18 protein-coding genes are annotated in these 18400 nt (G+C 34.2%); 4 read left to right on the top strand and 14 right to left on the bottom strand.

Annotated features, from left to right (window positions below; all coding sequences use genetic code 11):
* Positions 1-213: 213 nt before the first annotated feature.
* Both AC2A1D_RS07460 and AC2A1D_RS07455 read left to right on the top strand, forming a co-directional pair.
* Positions 214-1971 carry an ABC transporter ATP-binding protein gene (locus AC2A1D_RS07460; protein ID WP_484043005.1) on the top strand — a complete coding sequence of 586 codons (1758 nt, stop codon included), beginning with the start codon at positions 214-216 and terminating at the stop codon, positions 1969-1971.
* 283 nt (positions 1972-2254) lie between these two features.
* Complete coding sequence (locus AC2A1D_RS07455; RefSeq protein ID WP_484043004.1) at positions 2255-2467, top strand: hypothetical protein; 213 nt, start codon at positions 2255-2257, stop codon at positions 2465-2467.
* A 71-nt stretch (positions 2468-2538) separates the two neighbouring features.
* Here the strand turns inward: AC2A1D_RS07455 and AC2A1D_RS07450 are convergent, their stop codons facing one another.
* From AC2A1D_RS07450 to AC2A1D_RS07440, 3 genes are read right to left on the bottom strand one after another with little or no spacing between them, the layout of a single operon-like run.
* The gene (locus tag AC2A1D_RS07450; protein WP_484043003.1) at positions 2539-3045 is read right to left on the bottom strand and encodes a DUF6702 family protein; all 507 of its coding nucleotides are present in this window, start codon (positions 3043-3045) and stop codon (positions 2539-2541) included.
* Positions 3042-3344 carry a hypothetical protein gene (locus tag AC2A1D_RS07445; protein WP_484043002.1) on the bottom strand — a complete coding sequence of 101 codons (303 nt, stop codon included), beginning with the start codon at positions 3342-3344 and terminating at the stop codon, positions 3042-3044. The genes AC2A1D_RS07450 and AC2A1D_RS07445 overlap by 4 nt, the downstream gene beginning before the upstream one ends.
* Complete coding sequence (locus AC2A1D_RS07440) at positions 3320-3568, bottom strand: hypothetical protein (RefSeq protein WP_484043001.1); 249 nt, start codon at positions 3566-3568, stop codon at positions 3320-3322. The genes AC2A1D_RS07445 and AC2A1D_RS07440 overlap by 25 nt, the downstream gene beginning before the upstream one ends.
* 69 nt (positions 3569-3637) lie before the next feature.
* Between AC2A1D_RS07440 and AC2A1D_RS07435 the strand changes: the two genes are divergently transcribed.
* The gene (locus AC2A1D_RS07435) at positions 3638-4216 is read left to right on the top strand and encodes a HupE/UreJ family protein (protein WP_484043000.1); all 579 of its coding nucleotides are present in this window, start codon (positions 3638-3640) and stop codon (positions 4214-4216) included.
* Positions 4217-4278: 62 nt separating this feature from the next.
* Positions 4279-6660: a M1 family metallopeptidase gene (locus AC2A1D_RS07430; RefSeq protein ID WP_484042999.1), complete on the top strand. Its 2382-nt coding sequence runs from the start codon at positions 4279-4281 to the stop codon at positions 6658-6660.
* A gap of 121 nt (positions 6661-6781) precedes the next feature.
* On the opposite strand, the gene AC2A1D_RS07425 is transcribed toward AC2A1D_RS07430, so the two are convergent.
* The 11 genes from AC2A1D_RS07425 to AC2A1D_RS07375 all read right to left on the bottom strand — a co-directional run bounded on the left by AC2A1D_RS07425 (position 6782) and on the right by AC2A1D_RS07375 (position 18250).
* On the bottom strand, positions 6782-8059 hold the full coding sequence (locus AC2A1D_RS07425; protein WP_484042998.1) for an alkaline phosphatase family protein: 1278 nt from the start codon (positions 8057-8059) through the stop codon (positions 6782-6784).
* Between the two features lie 152 nt (positions 8060-8211).
* Positions 8212-8973 carry a T9SS type A sorting domain-containing protein gene (locus AC2A1D_RS07420; protein WP_484042997.1) on the bottom strand — a complete coding sequence of 254 codons (762 nt, stop codon included), beginning with the start codon at positions 8971-8973 and terminating at the stop codon, positions 8212-8214.
* A 1-nt stretch (position 8974) separates the two neighbouring features.
* A complete protein-coding gene (locus AC2A1D_RS07415) occupies positions 8975-9496 on the bottom strand; it encodes an ankyrin repeat domain-containing protein (protein ID WP_484042996.1) in 522 nt (173 codons plus the stop codon).
* Complete coding sequence (locus AC2A1D_RS07410) at positions 9493-10035, bottom strand: YceI family protein (protein ID WP_484042995.1); 543 nt, start codon at positions 10033-10035, stop codon at positions 9493-9495. The genes AC2A1D_RS07415 and AC2A1D_RS07410 overlap by 4 nt, the downstream gene beginning before the upstream one ends.
* A gap of 18 nt (positions 10036-10053) precedes the next feature.
* Positions 10054-10404, bottom strand: a complete 351-nt coding sequence (locus AC2A1D_RS07405; protein ID WP_484042994.1) for a c-type cytochrome — start codon at positions 10402-10404, stop codon at positions 10054-10056.
* Positions 10404-11246, bottom strand: a complete 843-nt coding sequence (locus AC2A1D_RS07400) for a DUF5777 family beta-barrel protein (protein ID WP_484042993.1) — start codon at positions 11244-11246, stop codon at positions 10404-10406. The genes AC2A1D_RS07405 and AC2A1D_RS07400 overlap by 1 nt, the downstream gene beginning before the upstream one ends.
* A 142-nt stretch (positions 11247-11388) precedes the next feature.
* The gene (locus AC2A1D_RS07395) at positions 11389-12021 is read right to left on the bottom strand and encodes a Crp/Fnr family transcriptional regulator (protein WP_484042992.1); all 633 of its coding nucleotides are present in this window, start codon (positions 12019-12021) and stop codon (positions 11389-11391) included.
* 160 nt (positions 12022-12181) lie between these two features.
* A complete protein-coding gene (locus AC2A1D_RS07390; protein ID WP_484042991.1) occupies positions 12182-14332 on the bottom strand; it encodes a TonB-dependent receptor in 2151 nt (716 codons plus the stop codon).
* A gap of 41 nt (positions 14333-14373) precedes the next feature.
* Entirely contained in the window at positions 14374-14922 is a 549-nt protein-coding gene (locus tag AC2A1D_RS07385; protein WP_484042990.1) for a hypothetical protein, read from the bottom strand.
* A gap of 10 nt (positions 14923-14932) precedes the next feature.
* A complete protein-coding gene (locus AC2A1D_RS07380) occupies positions 14933-15403 on the bottom strand; it encodes a hypothetical protein (RefSeq protein WP_484042989.1) in 471 nt (156 codons plus the stop codon).
* A 3-nt stretch (positions 15404-15406) separates the two neighbouring features.
* A complete protein-coding gene (locus AC2A1D_RS07375; RefSeq protein WP_484042988.1) occupies positions 15407-18250 on the bottom strand; it encodes a T9SS type A sorting domain-containing protein in 2844 nt (947 codons plus the stop codon).
* Between the last annotated feature and the right edge of the window lie 150 nt (positions 18251-18400).

Below are 18400 nucleotides of genomic sequence, written 5' to 3'. Positions count from 1 at the left end.
TTAATTTTATGAAGTAGTATTTTCAAATCTTGCGAAACCAATTCAGTTTTTTCATTTTTAAAACACAACCTTTACGTAAAAATTCGGTGCAGCAAAAAAGTAAGATTAGATAATATCTATTAAGGATTTGAACTTAAATTAAAGTTGGTAAAATTTTAAAACCTTATTTTTGCATAGAATTTTAAAATCATTCTTTTTAGTTCAAAACTTATAATGAAAAACCAAGATACTTGGGGAATTGTAAAGAGGCTTTTCTTTATTGGGATGAAATTTCGTTCCTGGTTTATATTCACCCTTATAATTTCTGTTCTTTTATCTATTGTCTCTACGTACCGACCGTATCTTACGATGCAGGTGGTAGATAATGATATTACCAAACTTCACGACAAAGCCATGATGATGAAGCATGTTTACATGCTTGTTGGGCTTGTTTTCGCAGAAACCATTTTGAATTTCTTTTTGGTGTACTTTTCGAATTTCATTTCGCAAAACGTAATACGAGACATCAGAGAAAGATTGTATCATAAACTGATTTATTTTAAAACTTCTTTTTTTGATAAAACACCAATCGGGCAACTAGTTACAAGAGCTGTAGGAGATGTAGAAACCATTGCAACAGTTTATACAGACGGTTTTTTGATGGTTTTTGGCGATATTTTGAGAATTATTTTCGTTTTGGTGATGATGTTCAAGACAGATGTACATTTAAGTTACATTTCTTTGGCAATTCTTCCATTAATGGTTTTAATTACAAGATTCTTCCAAAAAAGATTGAAAAAAGCCTTTGGAGACGAGAGAAACTGGACTTCAAACCAAAACTCTTTCGTGCAAGAAAGATTGGCGGGAATGTCTATTATTCAGGTTTTTAACAGACAACAATCTGAATTCAAAAAATTTGACGACATCAACATCACTTTAAAAGCGGCTTTACTAAGAACAGTTTTCATTTTCTCTTTATTTTTCCCTGTTGTAGAGCTTATTTCTTCACTTTTTATTGGTTTTATACTTTTTTACGGAGGTTACATTACCATCAGTGCGGGAGTTGTAATTGCATTTATACAGTATATTTCAATGTTGATTCGACCTTTGCGACAAATTGCGGATAGATTTAACAATATTCAGCGCGGAATCGTTGGCGCAGAACGTGTTTTAGGTTTAATGGATGAGGATTTTGCCATGACCAATACCGGAAAAATTTCAAAAGACCATTTTGATGGTAAAATTGAGTTCAAAGACGTTCGTTTTTCTTACGACGAAAAGCAGGAAGTTTTAAAAGGAATCGATTTTAAAGTAAATCCCGGAGAAACCGTTGCCATTGTTGGCGCAACCGGAGCCGGAAAATCTACGATTATCAGCTTAATTACGAGATTGTACGACATTAATTCCGGAGAAATTTTCATCGATGATGTCAATCTAAAAGACTATGAACTTTACAACCTGAGAAGCCATATTGGTGTGGTTTTACAGGATGTTTTTCTTTTCCACGGAAGTATTTTCGAAAACCTTGCGTTTGGCGATGAAAGCATCACTCTAGAAAAGATAAAAAGCGTTGCAAAAGACATTGAAGTAGACGAATTTATCGAGCAACTTCCCGGTGGATACGAATATGTAGTGAGTGAAAGAGGCTCTTCCATTTCTTTAGGACAAAGACAGCTTTTATCATTTTTGAGAGCTTATTTATCTGATCCTAAAATTTTAATTCTCGATGAAGCCACCTCGTCTATCGACCATGAAAGCGAGAAACTTATCCAAAGAGCGACAGAAAAAATTACTAAAAACAGAACTTCAATTATCATCGCTCACCGACTTTCTACCATCGAAAAAGCCGATAAAATTATCGTGATGGAGCACGGAAAAATCGTAGAAGAAGGAAAACATCTAGAATTGCTAGACAAAAACGGATATTACGCCACTTTGTACAAAGCTCAATTGAAACATGAAATTGAAGTGGATGAACTTAATAAATCTTAAGTCAACCAACTTATTAAATATTGAAAATCTGCTCTATTCTTAGGGCAGATTTTTTATTTGTTTAATGAAAAAAAAATATTCCAAAAAAAAGAAACAACAGAAATTCACACCAAATTCACCATTACGTTAAAACCTATTTAAAAAAAAATAGAATTTATTATCAAATAATATCATTTTATTTATTTTTTTTATTAACTTTATTCGAGATTTAAAGAGCACACCTCCTATTTTGGTAGGGTGTTTGATAAATAAAGATAATTTTTTAACTAATTCACTATATAAAATGAAAAATATACAAGACGAGTTTCAAATCTTTAGAGATGAATTGAAAAAACTTAAAATCGACGTGACAAAAATTGTTAAAGTAGGAAACGGAAGTATGGATTTTCACGAAGTTTTTTACAAATCTCCAAGATATGAAGAGGTGAAAACGGTTTTTGTGCAAAGACACAATCTAGATAATCTTATTGAAAAATTTAAAGAAGTTTATCCTTAAAAATAGAAAAATTACAAACTGAATACGGCGCGACCAAAGGTTGCGCCGTATTTTATTTATGTCATAGAAATTTAAAAAATCCCGAAAGTGTAGCGATTCGGATAACTAAGTTTTTCACTTTTTCTATTTCCGCCAACAATCAAATGGACGATATTGATTTGGTCATCAAAATAATTATATAAAAAACTTACCGCTGCTTCTACTTTTTTAGGTTTTGCAACAGCTTCTGATTCCAAATAAATATTAACAGATTCATGGTCTTCTTCGTAACCTACAAAATTTACTTTCAAAAACTTTCCGTCAGCTTTTAGCTTAAAGTATTCTGCGCTGTAATTTTTTAGAACTTCATTAAGTTCGTTTTTGTATTTAGCATCGTTAAAATGATATGCTTTTCCGTATTTTTTTTCTAAAGCTTTTTCCAAATCATCCATAAAAAAACGACCGGTAACTTCGAAAGTTTTCGAGCTTCCGTTATGATTAATTTCTACAGAACCTACATGATAAGGATGTTTTTCAGTAAATGAAAAGGCAAAAAAACTAAAAATTAAAATAAAAAAAAGAGATGATAATGATTTCATTTGAGGAGTTCTAGAATTTTTTCAGGGTTTTGTCTTACATCAAAAAATAATAATACTTTTATCAAATTATCGTTTTCTTTTCTAAAAAACATTCTTACATGCTTTTTTCCGATGAGCGCTGAATATGTATTATCTGAAAATTTTTGATACTTTTTAAATTTATTCGTTTCTAATTCATCAACGATTTGCTCAACATCTCTGATAAAAATTTCAATTTCCCTTTCCGTCCACATTACAGAAAGAAATTCAATAATATCAAGATATGATTCGTTGGCTACTTTCGAGAATAAGACTCGCATACTTTTTTTCTTGCATTAGCAAAAAACTCTTCTTTCGAAATCATGTCATCAGGTTTAAGAGATTCACCATATTTTTCAATAGCCTCCAAAACATGTTGTGGTACAGTATCATTTTGTTGATAATCATTCTCCACAGAAACAGATTTTACACCTTTTATCTTCTCTAAAAGTTGTTTTATAAAAGCAAAATCTTCTTTATTTTCTAACTCAATATTGACAATCATAACCCTAAAATTTACACAAAGTTAAAATAAATTCCGTATAATCGCTGCCTATAAAAATTGAACTACAGAATGCAGGATTTCTTATTTTATCTCAACTTGGGTTGGGAACACATTATTTCTCTAGACGCTTTAGACCATCAACTCTTTGTTTTGGCTTTAATCGCCGTATATTCTTATAGCGATTGGAAGAAAATTTTAGTTTTAGTAACGGCTTTTACGATTGGGCATTCTGTAACTTTGGCGCTAAGTATTTTAGATATTGTGAGAGTTCCTTCGGCTTGGGTAGAGTTTTTAATTCCGCTTACCATTGTCATTACTTCGCTAGGAAATATTTTAACGAAAAATAAAAAAGCGTCCCAAAACAAAACCAATTATTATCTCGCTTTATTTTTTGGTTTAATCCACGGAATGGGGTTTGCAAATACAGCCAGAGTAATGATTGCGAAAAGCCAAAGCATTGCTTTGCCCCTTTTGGGTTTCAATATCGGTCTGGAATTAGGTCAAATTGCGATCGTTTTTGGTATTTTGCTTCTATTGATTATACTTCTTAACCTATTTAAAGTCAACAAAAAAGACTGGATTCTCTTTGTTTCATCGGGAGTTTTCGCGCTTTCATTAAAAATGACACTTGAAAGGTTGCCTTTCTAAGTAATTTTTATTGATTACACACTTACTTATCATTATATTTACCGATTCTTAATTCATACCCTATGAAATTTAAAATAACTGCGGTTGCCGCTTTAGTGTACTCGGTTACCTTTGCACAAAATATTCAAAATAACCCGGGAAGCAATCACGGAAATAAATTTGAACAATTAGGTGGTATTTTACCCACTCCAAACATTTACAGAACTGCTTCTGGAGCTCCAGGACAAGGATACTGGCAAAACAGAGCAGATTACGACATTTCTGCTTATTTGGATGAAGACAAAAGAAATTTAAAAGGTTCAGAAACTGTAACTTATTACAATAATTCTCCAGACGATTTAGATTACATCTGGTTACAACTTGATGAAAACCAACAATCTAGCATCAAAAAAGCGAATTACGAATTCTCTTCTACCCTTCCAAAAGCAACGAATGAGCAAAATTTAAAAGTTTCTGAAATCCCAGCAAAAGATAATGGTTACGGAGTAAATTTAGATAAAGTAACCGACGCCGCTGGAAATCCTTTAAAATACACGGTAAACAAAACCATGATGCGAATAGATTTGCCTAAAGTTTTAAAGAAAGGTGAAAAATTTGTATTCAAAATAGACTGGAATTACAACATTGCCAATCGTATGCAAATGGGCGGAAGAGGCGGTTATGAAAACTTCCCTGAAGAAGGAAACGACCTTTACACCATCACACAATGGTATCCTAGAATGTGTGTTTACAGCGATTTCCAAGGATGGCAAAATCATCAATTTACCGGAAGAGGAGAATTTGCTTTAGTTTTTGGTGATTTTAAAGTATCGATGAACGTTCCTGCAGACCACGTTGTGGGAGGAACGGGTGAATGTAAAAATTACAGTCAGGTTTTAACGGCAGAGCAATATTCTAGATATCAAAAAGCGGAAAACGCTTCTGAGCCTGTAGAAATTGTAACTTTAGATGAAGCTAAAAAAGCAGAGAAAAATCATTCAAAACAAAGAAAAACTTGGGTTTTTGAAGCTAAAGACGTGAGAGATTTCGCTTGGACGTCTTCAAGAAAATTTGTTTGGGACGGGATGAGAGTTACAATTCCTGAAAACAACAACAAAGTAATGGCGATGAGCTTTTATCCAAAAGAAGCTTACGGATTGTACAGAAAATTCTCTACAAAAGCCGTTGCACATACCATTAAAACTTATTCAGAATTTACCGTTCCCTATCCTTATCCAGTAGCACAATCTATTGAAGCTTCTAACGGAATGGAATATCCTATGATTTGCTTCAACTATGGAAGAACAGAAAAAGACGGAACCTATTCTGAAGCCATCAAAAACGGAATGATTGGCGTAATTATCCATGAAGTTGGTCATAACTTCTTCCCAATGATTATTAATTCAGACGAAAGACAATGGAGCTGGATGGATGAAGGTTTAAATACGTTCACAGAATATTTAACGGAAGAAAAATGGGACAATAAATTCCCTTCAAGAAGAGGACCAGCTTGGACGATTGTAGATTACATGAAGCTTCCAAAAGACCAATTAGAGCCTATTATGAGCAATTCTGAAAACATTATTCAGTTTGGACCGAATGCTTACGCAAAACCTGCAACAGGTCTTAATATTCTTCGTGAAACGATTATGGGAAGAGAGCTTTTCGACAAAGCTTTTAAAACCTATGCGAAAAGATGGGCGTTTAAACATCCTGAACCTGCAGATTTCTTTAGAACAATGGAAGATGCAAGTGGTGAAGATTTAGATTGGTTCTGGAGAGGTTGGTTCTACGGAACAGACCCTGTAGATATTGCTATTGAAAAAGTAACGATTGCAACGCCAGATTTTGAAACAAAACCAAGAGAAACTTCGGAAACGAAATATAAAGTAGATGCACCAATTCAAAATAAATACGACGACATCTCTAAAATGAGAAACCGCGAAGATAAAAGCATCACTTTTGAGGTAGAAAAAGACAAGGAACTTCAAGATTTCTACTACAGATACGATCGTGGACAAGAAAAAGTAAATACAGATAAAGAATACACGTCTAAATCTGAAGGTACTGCTGCTTTAGACAAAAACGATAAAGAAAGACTGAAAAACATTACCGCTTATCAAATTGATTTTGCCAACAAAGGAGGTTTGGTAATGCCAATTATTTTAGAATTCACTTTTGAAGATGGTTCTACATTAAAAGACAAAACATCGGCGCAAATTTGGAGACAAAATGAGCAAAAAGCTTCTAAAACTTTCTATTTCGATAAAAAAGTAAAATCTATTCAGCTGGATCCATTGAGAGAAACTGCAGATATTGATACAGACAACAATTTCTGGAGCGCAGACAATGGAAAAGCGGAAGTTTCTAAATTCCAATTATTCAAGCAAAACCAAAAAGGAAATGCAAGAGGCGCAAGCAACGGAAGAGTAAACCCAATGCAAGCTGCAGGAAAAAAGAATTAATTTTTAGCGTTTCTACGACATACAATTTACAATATAGTTTCGGCGAGCCAAAGGCTCGCCGAAACTTTTTATCATCAATATCGATAGGGTTTTACCCTACTCTGTTTTAAAACTTTTCAAATTATTTTCTCAAAACAGTCTTTAAAACCTTTAATTTACCGTCAATCTTTTGGTCGATTTTTAAGCCTAAAATTTCCGTAATGAGCGGATAGACATTTACATTTTCAAACTCATCAATTTCTTGATTATGGTTGAAAGAATCTCCCCAAGCAAAGAAAGTAGCTTTCATTTCAGGGACAATTCGCGGGTCGTAACCGTGTTTTCCTTTTGACGTTTTTTGATCTTTAAACAAGAAAACTTTCGGAGCTTTTGGAACTAAAAGAATCTGCCCAATCCTGTGGTAACGGTCGTCTCTTGTCGCAAAATGCAAGTATTTCGGAAGCTTTTTATCTAAATAAACATCATAATCGCTATTTTTTTCTTGTTTTAATTGTTTAAAAACGGTTTTTACCTCATCAGAATTTTTCACATAAACCCTTAACAAAGTTTGAGAATTATACAAATCGAACCTCGATTTATCTAAAAGCAGCGCAGGAACTTCAAGCGGATTTCCTCCATCAACTTGAATCATCCCATGATCTGAAACAAAGACAAAATTTACATTTTTCAACCCTAAACCATTGACTTTCTGCACCAATTCTCCAATCGCATCATCAACAAGATGAACGGCTGTTTCAGTCTCTTTCGAATCAGGACCAAAATGATGTCCTGCTGCATCTACTTCAGGAAAATATAAAGAAATAAAATGAGGTCTTTTTTCTTCGGGAAGCTTCAGCCAATTCATCACTTTTTCTACTTTTTCTGCGGGCGAAAATTTTTCGTGATAATGATAATAATAAGTAGGTGTTGCTCCGCCTGCTTCACTTGCAGAACCTACCCATTGCAAAGATGCAGAAAGCATTCCCTGTTTTTCTGCTAAAGCCCAAAGTGGCGTTCCGCCGTACCAATTTCCGTCTTCGGCGTTTTCTTTTTTGCTCATCGCATAGCTTTGTTTTTTCTGATAATCATAAAAATAATTATCAACCAAACCGTGGTGAGAAGGATACAAACCAGTAATTAAACTCCAATGATTAGGAAACGTAATACTCGGATAACTCGGAAGCATCGCTTTAGCATGAACCCCTAGATTTCCCAAGTCAGAAAGATGTTTTGCTTGATATTTTTTAATGTAATCATAGCGGAAACCATCCGCGGAAATCATAATTACATAAGGTTTTGTTTGAGCTTCCACACTATTTTTTCTTCCAGAAACCACAACTTGCGCCGTATCTGAAACCGCATTCTGCGCAAAAGAAAAAACCGAAAAAGCCAATATTAAAACTGAAAAAATTCGTTTCATCAAAAAATAATTTTAGCAAAGGTAATATCTAAATGCTTTTGAGGATAAATTTATGTTTTAAATAAACTTAAAATTCTATTTTTCCCACGATTGCAAAAAAAAAACCGGCTACTTAAAAATAAGAGCCGGTTTACAATCCTAAAATTATTATGTTATTCTTTAATCACCTTATCGAATTTTACTTCTCCATTCTTCATTTGAATTTCGAGGTAATACGTTCCGGAAGGTTGATCTTTTAAATCAATACTATCAACATTTCCCAATGTAACAGTTTGCACTTTTCTGCCGTTTGTTTCGTAGATATGAACTGCTTTAATATCTTTCGCATTGGTAAATTTGAAAATTCCGGTGGAAGGATTTGGATAAATCTGAGCTTTCGTTAAAACGGCGGCTTCATCCGTAGCCAATGCCGCACTGAAAGACATAGGAAGCGTAGCATAATCTCTAAAACCACTATGATAACCAAGTGACAACGAACCATTTCCTCTTGCAACAAAGACATCAATATTTCCTGCTGCATTTGGAATTGGGGTATCTCCCACACCACCACTTAAACTTCTGGTTGCTACAATTGTTCTTGTGCTTCCAGAAACAGTATTTGAACTGATTGTCCAGTCTTGCGCTGCGTCTGCAGAAGGCGTTACTCCTACTCCATTGAAAAAATAATCTGTTGTAGACGCCGAACTATAAATAAAGCCATCTGCTCCAGATGCCATACCACTACTTCCTGCTCCCAAAGCTAAATAAGAATTACTTGGCCCTGCCAAAGTTAAACGAACCATAGTTGGAGTTGTTTCTAATTTAACAGAAACTCCTGTGCTTCCAACAGCAAATAAAGCCCCGGAACTGTATTGTGCAAACGCAAAAATATTGGTTGCCAATAGTGTAATTATAGATAAAATTTTCCTTTTCATATTAATTCTTTTTTAGAAGGTTGATGATGTTTGTCTTTCCAGATTTCATGGCATATTCGAAAGGTTTAAAACCTAAATTATCTGCCTTTTCCGGATCTGCTTTGTACTCTAGGAGCAATTTTACCAACTCTTCGTTTCCTGTTTTTGTAGCCCAGATTAAAGGAGTTGTACCGTTCGCATCTGCAATATTGGGATCTGCTTTTTTCTTTAGTAAAGCAAGAACCAAATCTTTGTTATAACGAATTGATAAACCCGCCAAAGCTGTTCCCTCATTGCTTTTATAATTAATATCTTTTACGTTGTTAATAAGAAATTCTGCCACTTCGGTATTCCCTCGATAGCACGCCAAAATAAGGGGTGAAAAACCTTGCTCATTCGGTGTATTAATTACTTCTTTGTCATGAGACATCAGATCTTTCAGTTCTTGAACTGTACCTGTTCTCGCAATATCATAAACGCTTTTCTGACTTTTAAACAAAGGCGTTACAAGCATCATACTGAATAATAATAGTAGTTTTTTCATTGTTTTACCAAGGTATAATCGTATTCAACATTTACGTTTTCAGCAACTTTTTTGGTAACCATTTTTGGGATGGTTACTTTGTAATCTGCCGTTTTTGCAACAAAAGTTCCTTTCATATAGATTTTGCCATCTTTCGAATATATGGTTGCAGAAGAGGTTACAGCATGATCTACCCCATGAAAATTAAGCGTTCCTTGAATGGTATATTTTGCAGCATTAGAAAGTTTAGTTTTATCGAAATTAGTAACCTTTCCTTTAAAAGTAGCTTTAGGATATTTATTTGTTTCAGCATAGCTTTCGTTAAAATGCTCTTGCATTAAACTATTGGTAAACTTGAAGTTCTTTACGCTAGAAACAGAAGCTATTTCTCCGTTATCAGAATTTAGAATCACCACATTAGAATTATCTTGTGCAGATACATCTTCAAACATAGGAACCGAAGCTTCAAATGAAACTTTTCCTGTTTTCGAGGAGTATTTCTGTGCAATCGTAAAACCACCAAGAAATACGACTGCGATAAAAAAAAGATTTTTTTTCATGTCTAAAAATGTATTAGGTTAGTTTTCCAGAAGACCATCGGCTTTCCATTTTGTAAAAATAGTAATCTGCGACGGAGACAATGAGCCGCCTTGTGGCATCTTCATCGCATCACCATTGGCACGCTGAATGCGATCAATAACATTATCAATATTATTTTTCAGCTGCGTATAATTGGTAAGAGGCAAAAACGAAGCTGCTCCTCCGGAATTGTGGCAACTTATACAATTGGCATCTACAATAGGTTTAACATCTGCCGTATACTTTACAATTGTTGGCGCCGGTGTCTGATCCGAAATTTCTTCATACGTTCTGCTTTCGCAAGCCAAACTGATGGCTGCAACACTTAATAGAAATATTATCTTCCTCATTAGAATACTCTATATAGATTAAACCCAAAAAAAATCTGTCCTTTACCCCATTTACCGGTTGCGTTGGTAAGATAACCTATATCCGAATTCAGCTGAGAATTGGTAAACAACAACTGAAAGATGTGACCTCCAGTTTCTATATCTAATCCTAAAGAAAGCGGATTTTTATAAAAATTATGATTATCAAAATTCACGAAATACTCTGCATTCAGAGACATTCTTTTAGAAATTTTCAAACGGCCACCTACGCCACCAAGAAATTGATTTTCGTTTTCAATGGTTGGTTCGTAAAGATTTTTGTGCACAAAAGATGGCGTAAGCTGCAATGAAAATTTATCGCTAAATCTTCTCGAAATTAAAGCCTGTGTGAGATAAGAAAGCCTATCGCTAAAACGCAATCCTGGGTAGAGATCTGTACTGAGATCTGTATTGGTTGCCATTACATTATAGCCTACAATTTCGAAAGGAAAATTTTCGTTTTGCTTTGCCAATCGATATTTTACCGCACCTTCGAAAGTTTTTAAATTGGTTTCGCGTGAAAGACTTACAGAAACATTGTCTGTAATCCCATAAATAACGCCCAACTTGGTAGAAGCATCGTCTAGACCAAAAAAGTCTTTAAAACCTTTGCTTACATCGCCAAATCTGTGCGCCACAACGATGTACCATTCTTTTTTGGCAGTAAGTTTTGTAGATTGCCCCGTTACAATCTGAAGAGCTTTGAAAGCGGGTTGTGAAACACCTTGATCGGTTTTGATTGTGTCAATATCCTTCAACAAATCTTCCTGTGCAAAGGCAAGACTTGAAGCTAACATCGACAAAAAAAAGAGAGTTTTTGTCATACGCAAAATAGTTTAGTTTTGTCTAGCAAACTTATCGACTTATGACTACAAAAAATGGTGATAAAAGTCACCGACTATATTGTTTTTATCAATCGAAACCAATTAAAATATTTAACATAATTTATTAGATTCATCTAACAATCTATAAAACAAGCATTTTGATTCCTTCTTTGGTTTGACTGATTTCGCCTTCGTTTTCAATTTTTTTCAAAACTCGGCTCACAACTTCCCTTGAAGTGCCCAAATTATTGGCAATTTCTTTATGTGTAAGCTTAATTGGGTTCTGTCCGTTGATTGAAATTTGTTGTTTAATGTAGTTTACCACACGTTTATCCAGTTTATGAAATACCGCATCATTCACCATATGCATTACATCTACAAATCTTTTTTCGTATTCGCTGTAAAAGATTCTATTGATCTGTGGAAACCTGATTAGCCACTCATGCACCACAGAAACCGGAATTAGTATAACTTCCGAATCTTCTTCGGCAACTGCATAAATTCGGCTAATTAAATCTGAAAAAATAGAAGAAAAAGTCATTAAGCAACTTTCGTTTGGTCTTACGTAATAGTAAATAAGTTCTCGCCCATCATTAAGAGAAAAAACCCTTATAGAACCTTTGATTAAGAACGGAACAAACTTATTTTTTTGACCTTCTCTTACGATTTCTGTTTTTGCTTTTATCTCAGTAAAAATTGCATGCTTTTCAAATTCTGCAAAAAAATCTTCACCTAAAAATCCAAATTTATCAGAAATAAACTGATTATTTACCATTTTATTAATACCTATCTAAAAACAAAGATATAAAACTGAATAATTCTTATGATAATTTATTTATGATTTTTTATATCTTATTGTAATTTTATTATTAATGAAAAAAAATAAATTTTATAAAAAAAGAAGACTGCCTTTTAAGACAGTCTTCGCTAAAATATTAAAGCTTGAATTTCAAATTTACACCGTAAAAGAAGTAAGCTTTGCTTGGACCGGGACTTAAATCGGTTGCCAATCCTTTTGCATAACCACTTCCTTGATCAGAATCGTTGATATTATTTCCTAAAAACAGGAACGTATAATTAATTTGATTGGTGAGATTATTTCCCATTACATAAGCATCAGCATCAAATCTTCCGAAAGATTTTTTGTAACCCAATTTAGAATTTAGCAATCCAAAACCTTTCACGAGGTTGGTATTATTAAAATCAGTATATACATCTCCTAAATAATTGTACGTATTTACCCAATAAAAACCTGGTTTTGTAAAAATATCTACTCCAATTGCATATTTATTTCTTGGAACTCCCACTACAGTTTTGTGGTCGTATGTTTGTTCTGCCCCCAACAATTTAGTTTTAAAATCTTTGTATTTCGCATCGTAATAAGACATATTTACAAAAGGCACTACTCTTTCGATAAAAGAACTTTCGCTTTTATATTGGTAACCAATACTTAGCTCCAGACCATTATTTTTCTGGCTTCCCGTATTTGCCCAATACGTTTGGTTATTAGAATCGGGAATCGCTAACTGTGTTAATTTATTAGCATAATCTATTCTGAAAACCGAAACCTGATAATCTAATTTCGTATCGAGCAACAAACCATGCACGCTGAAATCAAACATTTTTGCACGTTCAGGCTGAAGGTTATTATTTGCCATATTGGTATATGTAATGAACGAAGAACTTGCCGTTGGAGCATTGTAACCTTCACTATAGCTCAAATTGAAAATTTGATTTTTCCATTCTTTTTGTAAAGCAATGTGCGGTGTATAAGCGGTTTCGTACTCTTTTTGAAAAGATTGATCTTTTTTACCAGAAATTAATCCCGGAAGCGCATACAGATCTTTTCTGTCGTAATTGGTTTTGTTCGCGCTAATCCCCGCCAACAAAGTAAGTCCCCAAGGTTTGTACGTTAAATAATCTATAGCAAAATATGTCGCTTGATTATTGTTATACTTAAAATATGATGCTCCAGAAATCCCTGTAGTTTCTAAAGGATTTGTAATAGAACCCGTAAAACGATAACTCGAAACAGTAGACATTGAGTTTTGAATTTCTGTACCAAAATCTAATCTGTTTTCAAAATTATTAAATTCATTTTTGAGGGTAAAAGTAGAACGCAACCCAACATTTGGTGCATTATTTACTCCAAAAGCTCCCGCTGAAACACTTTCTGTATTTCCATTGTAATAAAATAGAGTGGTATAATTTTTAAGATTCGGAAGAATGTTTAATGAATTACTGATCCCAACTCTTGTAGATTTAATTTTTGTTCCTGCATTTTTTCGAATATACGCTGGGTTTCCATTATCGATTCCCGCATAATAATCGTCGTAAGAAATTTGCCCAGAAGTATGTTCATAAGAATACGCCTGACTTGCGAAGAAGCTCAACTGGTCGTTTTTGCTTAATTTAACGGTTCCGTTTACGTTGAAAAAGTTCTTTAAACCTCCTCCATTCGGTCTGTAACCATCGGTTTCAAGGTGACCGTAAGCTGCGTTAATTGAGTAATTTTCATCAGCAACATTCACCTGCGTACGAGATTGAAATGTTTTAAAAGCACCCAATAGAGCATTTTCAGAAATGGTTATTCCCTTCGTAAAATCGGGACGCGTGTAGAAACGTACCGCACCGCCAACTCCACCTCCATATAAAGTTGCGGCAGGACCTTTAATTACCTCAACATTATTCACATGAGCAAAATCGATATCGTCTAAAATTGTAATTCCTTCTGCGTTGGTTAAAGGCATATTGTTCCAATACGCTTTTACGCCCCAGTTATTGAATTTTTGGTCGTTTCCGTACCCACGAACCACCAATCTTTGTCCGCCAAAATTTGTTCTTTTATCTACCTGAACTCCGGGCATTGTAGACAAGGTTTGCTCAATCGCTGCAGGATTATTTCTGTTTAATTCTTCCTCAGAAAGTGTTTCTACAGATTGTGCGTGTCTTTTGAATTCTGCACGTTCTTGTTTGATTTTTTTTCGTCCTTGAATTGCAACTTCATCAATTTTATTTTCCTGTGATTGTTGCGCGTTTGCCATTGCAAAGCCCAATACAGCCGCAATGCATATATATTTTTTCATTGATTAAAAATTAATTGTCTTGTAAATAGTTTGATTAGGTTTTAAGAAAACCATTCCGGAGGCGGAATTACAATCGACTGACAAGCCGTTATTTTTAACCTGTAAAAATATTCTGATGTGGACTTGATACAAGTATTGTTGAAAAAAATAAAATCTTCAGATTCAAAAAAAACGAAAAAATAGGATGTTTTAATAATTTTTTTTGCATGTTTAGGCAAATCAAAACACTTCCATTTGTTGGTGTTTTTCTTTGTAAAAGCTTCTGAAATTTTTAGTAAAGAATTGAGAACAATATCTTTTTTGTCTAAATAACAGTAGAAATATTTTGTCCCTTTTTTAGAATAAATTTTGATGACATCGTAAGAGAAACCTTTTAATATGAATTCTCTTTCTTCTTTCCAAACAGCGTTTTTTAAATCGTTTTCTGAGAAACAAACGGTATCTGATTTCTCAAATTTGTTTTTAGCTAAATGATTTTGCGTTGTTTCATACAATTCTTTCTGAACAAAAGAAATAATGGTATGCGCTACATTAAAAAATATAACGGCTACAGGGATTATCAGAAATAAACAGAATAGTTTTTTGTACAAAAAGAAAAAATTATTGTCTCTGCGGAATAAGTTCTTCCACAGGTTCTACGGAAGTAAATTCCGGAATGTTTAAAGAATATGTTTTTTTAGAATTGTTGGTCACAAATTCTATCCTATTGTCTTTAGGACTTAGTTTTGGAGAGCTTTCCTCCACATTTACTGAAGGTTTATCAGCAAAAATTTCAGATGTATGATGAGTTTGTAAAGTTCCGATTACTGTTACAACATCACCGGAAATCGCTTGTCTGAAACTTACGATATTTCCTTCCGCCTTAAAGGATTTTATAGTAATGATGTCTTTCTTGTTTTTCAACTTCAGCTTTACAGAATACGTAATTCCTTTAATGCCTTCTCTTCCGCCATACCAATTGTTTTTTTCGGCAGAAATAAGCGAAACTTTAGTTTGAGAAAAAGAGGAAACTGGCGCTTTACAAGAAAGCGCCAGAATCCAAAATATCATTATGAATAGTTGATTATTCATTTATTAATCATCTTCACCATTGGTAGTTACTTTACCAATTACTAAGTAGTTGCCGCTAAATACAGTTGTACCTTTAGCATCTGCTTTCAATATGTAATTTCCAGGTGTTAATCTTTGGCCGAATTCTTCGTCTGATTTTACATTCTTTTTGCTGTACACCAATCTTCCTGCCCCATCAAAAATACTAATATCAACTGCATCGTATTTCGAAGAATCAAATCTTAGGTGAGAAATCCCTTTTGATGGGTTTGGATAGATTCTTACCTCATCTTTTTTAGATTTAACTTCGTTTGTTCCTAATGAAACTACGGTATTTTGGTTAGTCCACGCTCCTCTACCATAGGTAGAAACCAAAACTGTTCTGGTTGCTGGTCTGTAATCTAAATTTGTAATTCTTACATTTCCTATATCTCCTGTAATAGAAGCCCAAGTGGGTGTAGTTGCAAGGAAATTCGTTGTACCCCACACTCCCATTTCTGTACCGATAATTACTTCATTTTCATCATCAGGATTTTGTAGTACTGTTCTTACAGGCATGTCTGGAAGGTTACCTTCTTTGTTTTGCCAAGAAGTTCCTCCATTTGTAGAATAGAAAACACTGGTAAGATTATAATTTGATAAAGTAACGATGATTTCATTTTCGTTCTTTCCGAATTCTATATCAGAAATCGTTCCTGTTGCAGGCGCTGTAAGAACGGTTGATGAGTAAGCTGTAGCCGAATTGGCATTAGTTACTTTAAAAATTCTTCCCAAATTTGTCCCAACAAATAATGTTGTAGAGGCTGTTGTGTGAGGAGAAACTTTCATCCAAGTAATTTGCTCTCCAGAAAGAGCAGTTCCTACTGTTAATACATTATTGGTAAATGATGCAGTGGTAGATGTGGCAGATAAGCCACTTGTCATAAATACTGATAGCCCCGAACGATAAGAAAAGAAAGTATTATTAACTCTATCTAAAGCAATTTCGTTCACAAAATGCCCGGTATTTCTGTTTGCACTCGTAGTGATTATGTAATAAATATTACTATTAATTAAATAGTGACTATTATACACGTAACTTGCAATTTGGTAATTGTCTGCATCATCATATTCTGTCTGCATACCATCACCTCCTGTAGCAGATTGGCTAGTCAAAAAGTTATTCGCTTGTGGAACTCCGTACAACCACCAAGAGCCATTATCTTGAGCTCCTGCCAAAAGTTCTTCATTTGCTGGAGTCTTTGTTGGGTTCAGCGTCGCACTATAGAACTGAGTAACATTGTATCTCGTATTTCTTGCAGAAAAACCTCCTGTAGATCCTATTGTATTTTTATTTGCTGCGTAATAAATTCCTCCATCATTACCAAACAGCATTTGGTTGGTCGCATAATTATTAAACGGATTGAAAACGATCTCGTGCTGATCTGCGTGTACTGTAGATACCGCCAAAGCAGCCATATTATTATTGTTAGACCATTTAGAAATCTGAGTCCAACTTGAGCCTGCATTTGTAGATTTGAATAAATCAATACCTCCAACATATACTGTATTATCGTCTAGAGGGTCTGCTGCAATAACGAGATCGTAGAAAGATTGACCTCTGGTAAAATCATTAGCAGGAATACCTGTGTCAGTTGCAGTAGGAAGTGTAATCGCAAAATTTATACCATCGGTAACATCCCATGTTATACCTCCATCTGTTGATTTTGCCATACGAACAGGTTCAGTACTGCTACTTACACCCTGCATTAACGCATAAACTTTATTAGGATTGGTTCTTGAAAGAGTAAAATTAACTCTAGACCCATTATTTCCAACATTATAAACTTCTGTAAAAGTTGTTCCATCAGCAGATTTTAAAATTCTACCTCCTGAAGCGATAGTTGAATACAATGATGTTCTTGTTGAAACCCAAACAGAATTATCCGCGCCAATTTCTATTTGTTGAATAGAATATCCTATCGAACTTGTTCCTCCCGATGTTGTCGGTGCTAATAAACTTGTATTCTTTGTAAATGTAGCTCCGCCGTCGGTAGATTTATACAAACCTGCTTGGCTTATACCATGAAAAGCTCCAAAGTTATAAGCACCGCTCACTCCGGCATAAACCTCTGAAACACCTCCATTATTTCTTACTTTAATATCATTAATATAGAAGTTTCCACTTCTTACATTGCCGTTATATGTAGGAGCTATTGTAAAAATTTGTGTCCAAGTAGTTCCACCATTGGTAGATTTCCAAATTCCTGATCCAATAGCGTCAGATGTTGAAGACTCTCCGGTTCCTACATAAATAACTTGTGGATTATTAGGATCGTACGCAATACATGATATTGAAGTATTTGCCCAAAAAGTACTTAACGGAGTCCATTGATTTGTACTTACTGACGGATCTTGATTTACCCACAGACCTCCAGAAACACCTCCTGCAAAAACTCTTTTTCCTGTAGGATCGTTTGGATCATACATGATAGCCCTCGTTCTACCACCCACACTGTAAGGACCTCTTTCAATCCAAGGTTCATTAACTATTTTACCTGTTGTAGAAGATTCTGAACCTCCAATAAAAGACATACGTTTAGTAGGAGCATATCTACCTTGAGCAATCTCAGTATTTAACTTTGCTAATTTATAGAAATTGCTTTCACCCGTAACAGGATCCATTGTTCTTTTGAAATCTTCTTCATTGTAAAGATCTGGTGGCGTTCCTGCTAATTTCGCTTCTTTATGTTGCTTTTTGAGTCTTTTATTATATTTAGAATATAGTTCTAGTAGACGTTTTTGATCACTTTTAAGATTCGTATTTTCCTGTGCATAGAGGTTACCCGCAACGCATAAGATCATAGCTAATATAGAATATCTTTTCATTTATACAGTTTGCGCAAATATAATTAAATAATTGTAACCACCTCAAAACAAGAAGATAAACTATTACATTGAAAGCTTTTTTATTTAATATAATGATACTTAGAAATTTAGTACTCTTTAATTATGATATTAAAATAGATTTTTTAATCC

The sequence above is a fragment of the Chryseobacterium sp. HNCC26DJ239 genome, assembly GCF_057180445.1.
The sequence above is the reverse complement of the archived record's forward strand: the minus strand, read 5'-3'. Positions and strand labels throughout refer to the sequence as shown.

Bases quoted from the DNA above. Each gene is read 5' to 3' on its own strand.
- AC2A1D_RS07395 (WP_484042992.1), bottom strand. From the start codon at position 12,021: ATGGTAAATAATCAGTTTATTTCTGATAAATTTGGATTTTTAGGTGAA.
- AC2A1D_RS07420 (WP_484042997.1), bottom strand. From the start codon at position 8,973: ATGAAAAGGAAAATTTTATCTATAATTACACTATTGGCAACCAATATT.
- AC2A1D_RS07390 (WP_484042991.1), bottom strand. From the start codon at position 14,332: ATGAAAAAATATATATGCATTGCGGCTGTATTGGGCTTTGCAATGGCA.
- AC2A1D_RS07375 (WP_484042988.1), bottom strand. From the start codon at position 18,250: ATGAAAAGATATTCTATATTAGCTATGATCTTATGCGTTGCGGGTAAC.
- AC2A1D_RS07415 (WP_484042996.1), bottom strand. From the start codon at position 9,496: ATGAAAAAACTACTATTATTATTCAGTATGATGCTTGTAACGCCTTTG.
- AC2A1D_RS07460 (WP_484043005.1), top strand. From the start codon at position 214: ATGAAAAACCAAGATACTTGGGGAATTGTAAAGAGGCTTTTCTTTATT.
- AC2A1D_RS07435 (WP_484043000.1), top strand. From the start codon at position 3,638: ATGCAGGATTTCTTATTTTATCTCAACTTGGGTTGGGAACACATTATT.
- AC2A1D_RS07425 (WP_484042998.1), bottom strand. From the start codon at position 8,059: ATGAAACGAATTTTTTCAGTTTTAATATTGGCTTTTTCGGTTTTTTCT.
- AC2A1D_RS07440 (WP_484043001.1), bottom strand. From the start codon at position 3,568: ATGATTGTCAATATTGAGTTAGAAAATAAAGAAGATTTTGCTTTTATA.
- AC2A1D_RS07455 (WP_484043004.1), top strand. From the start codon at position 2,255: ATGAAAAATATACAAGACGAGTTTCAAATCTTTAGAGATGAATTGAAA.
- AC2A1D_RS07380 (WP_484042989.1), bottom strand. From the start codon at position 15,403: ATGAATAATCAACTATTCATAATGATATTTTGGATTCTGGCGCTTTCT.
- AC2A1D_RS07450 (WP_484043003.1), bottom strand. From the start codon at position 3,045: ATGAAATCATTATCATCTCTTTTTTTTATTTTAATTTTTAGTTTTTTT.
- AC2A1D_RS07410 (WP_484042995.1), bottom strand. From the start codon at position 10,035: ATGAAAAAAAATCTTTTTTTTATCGCAGTCGTATTTCTTGGTGGTTTT.
- AC2A1D_RS07430 (WP_484042999.1), top strand. From the start codon at position 4,279: ATGAAATTTAAAATAACTGCGGTTGCCGCTTTAGTGTACTCGGTTACC.
- AC2A1D_RS07445 (WP_484043002.1), bottom strand. From the start codon at position 3,344: ATGCGAGTCTTATTCTCGAAAGTAGCCAACGAATCATATCTTGATATT.
- AC2A1D_RS07400 (WP_484042993.1), bottom strand. From the start codon at position 11,246: ATGACAAAAACTCTCTTTTTTTTGTCGATGTTAGCTTCAAGTCTTGCC.
- AC2A1D_RS07405 (WP_484042994.1), bottom strand. From the start codon at position 10,404: ATGAGGAAGATAATATTTCTATTAAGTGTTGCAGCCATCAGTTTGGCT.